We start from the raw sequence: 2,510 nt of genomic DNA on the forward strand, positions 1-2,510 counted from the left end.
GAAAAAATGGATCCATTTAAGTCCCTGATTGAAAATACAACAGACAAGATCAAGGTATATTATGCCAAACAGGAATTTGGAGATAATTACCTTATGTATCAGCAAATGAAAAAAGCCATCATAAATTCTGGCTTGCAGGCAAGAATGCCATTTGAAATCAAAGTACAATAGCTTTTTGCTACTGTACTTTTCTCCATCCAGGATGGATGGTTAAATAAGTATTGCTTACAGATTCATTTTTAGGGTGAATGGTCATTGCTCTGGTAAAGTACTGGTCATTCGCCCTTTTCACATCAAAGGACAGGCCTTCCTCTTTGGAATCATATACATACAAGGTATCTTTCTTAGCGTCATCCACGTACATAGCTATCTGTTTTAGAGAGGGTAATCCCTGAATTACATGTCCCAAATCTGCATTGTTCTGCAGGCCATTCTTTGTTGCATAACCTCCCGTATTAACCATTACCTGCTTCACGACCTTTGAAGACATCGTACTGTCTTTATAAGTAGAATAAATTGCCATTTCCCCATTATCAGACCCGCTTTCACTATCTTTTAGCTTCCATATTGACCATGCCTTACCCATCGCAGCATCGCCATCATCTGGCTTACCAAGTATTTTAAATACTTCTACCATATCTTGTCCTATGCTTATTTTTCCCATTTGTCTGCCAGGCACAACCAATTGCGGATCTCCTATTGAGGGTATCCCGGTTTCTTTTAATGCAATTGTCGCTTGATCCCTGTCCGTTGAGTCTTTCTGATCAACAACTCTTTTATCAGAGTGACTGCATCCTATATTCAGGGCAAACAACCCGATACAAACCAGTTTTATGTTATTCATCACTATTTTTTCTATAGGAAGAACAAAAAACTGTGCCACGATTGCTTAAACAAAAAACAAAGCTTTTTTTTAACTTAGCAGTCCATGGAAAACAAGACCATATCCCGTACTCTTCGTTTGCTTTCCCAATTGATGGAACTGCACAATGAGAACTCATTTAAGATCAAATCTGTAGCCAATGCTGCATTTAAAATAGATAAACTCCCTTTCGCAATCAAAGATAAAACCCTGGAAGAGATTGAAAAAATAGATGGTCTGGGCAAGAGCATTTCTTCGAAGGTCTGGGAGCTGCTGAACAAAGGAACCATGACCGATCTTGATCATATTCTCCAGGAAACACCTGAAGGTATTGTCGATATGCTCGGTATTAAAGGCATCGGTCCAAAAAAGATTGTTGTAATCTGGAAAGATCTGGGCATAGAAACCATCGGAGAGCTGTATTACGCCTGTAACGAAAACCGTTTAATTGAAGCCAAAGGCTTCGGCTTAAAGACACAGGAAGAAATTAAAAAAGTGATTGAATTCAGCATGGCCGCACAGGGAAAATTCCTGTATGCACGTGCGGAAGGTCCAGTCAATAAGCTTTTCGCTGATTTTGCATTATGGCTGACCCAGTTCAAGAATGATCCCCTCCTGGGCATAGGTGGAGATTACCGACGTTGTCTGGAAATTATAGAAGAGGTTCCATTTTTAATTGGTTCAGATTCACCAGAAGAAGTTATAGATCAGCTGGCTAGTTTTGAACCCCTATCTTTTCTGGAGCAAACAGATGGTTGTTTTGTTGCAGATAGCCCTTTCGGTTTAAAAATAAAACTTCAGATTACAGAAAAAGATTCATTTTACCTGGATTGGTTTATCTTGACCGGGAATGAGCAACATGTTACCGAAGTACTGAAATACGCGGGCCCGGGCCCTTTTACCAGTGAACAATCTATTTATCAGAAAGCAGGATTGACATATGTGGAACCTGAACTTCGGGAAGGTTTAAATGAACTCGAACTGGCAAGAACAAATAACCTTCCCCTCTTAATCACGGGACAGGATCTTAAAGGAAGCCTTCACAACCACTCTACCTGGAGTGACGGCGTACACACACTGGAAGAGATGGCCCTGTTCTGCAAAGAAAACCTGAAACTGGGGTACCTTGGCATTTGCGACCACTCTAAATCAGCCTTTTATGCCAATGGACTAAATGAACAACGGGTTTTCGCTCAACATCAGGAAATTGATGCCTTAAATCAAAAACTTGCTCCTTTCAGAATATTTAAAGGTATTGAAAGCGATATTCTAAATGACGGCTCCCTGGATTACAGTGAAGAGATTCTTAAGACATTTGATTTTGTAGTGGCTTCTGTGCACAGCAATTTAAGAATGGATGAAGAAAAGGCGACGGCCAGATTAATCAAGGCTATTGAAAACCCGTATACGACGATCCTCGGGCACCCGACCGGAAGACTTCTTTTGAGTAGAAAAGGTTATCCTATAGATTATAAAAAAGTAATCGATGCCTGCGCCAATAATGGGGTAGTCATAGAAATCAACGCCAATCCACTCCGTCTTGACCTGGACTGGCGCTGGCACAGGTATGCACTGGAAAGAGGCGTCTTGCTTTCCGTAAATCCAGATGCCCACCGCACAGAAGGATTCCATGACATGCATTATGGTG

Annotated in this window: 2 protein-coding genes; one reads left to right on the forward strand and one right to left on the reverse strand. The window is 41.0% G+C overall.

From position 1 onward, the window contains the following. Positions 1–178 precede the first annotated feature (178 nt). Entirely contained in the window at positions 179–844 is a 666-nt protein-coding gene (locus tag VNZ46_RS00075; protein ID WP_325558017.1) for a hypothetical protein, read from the reverse strand. An 84-nt stretch (positions 845–928) separates the two neighbouring features. Between VNZ46_RS00075 and VNZ46_RS00080 the strand changes: the two genes are divergently transcribed. Continuing rightward, on the forward strand, positions 929–2,510 hold a 1,582-nt coding region (locus tag VNZ46_RS00080; protein ID WP_325558019.1), incomplete at its 3' end, for a helix-hairpin-helix domain-containing protein.

The organism is Pedobacter sp., from assembly GCF_035566355.1.
In the GTDB taxonomy this organism is placed as follows: Bacteria; Bacteroidota; Bacteroidia; order Sphingobacteriales; family Sphingobacteriaceae; genus Pedobacter.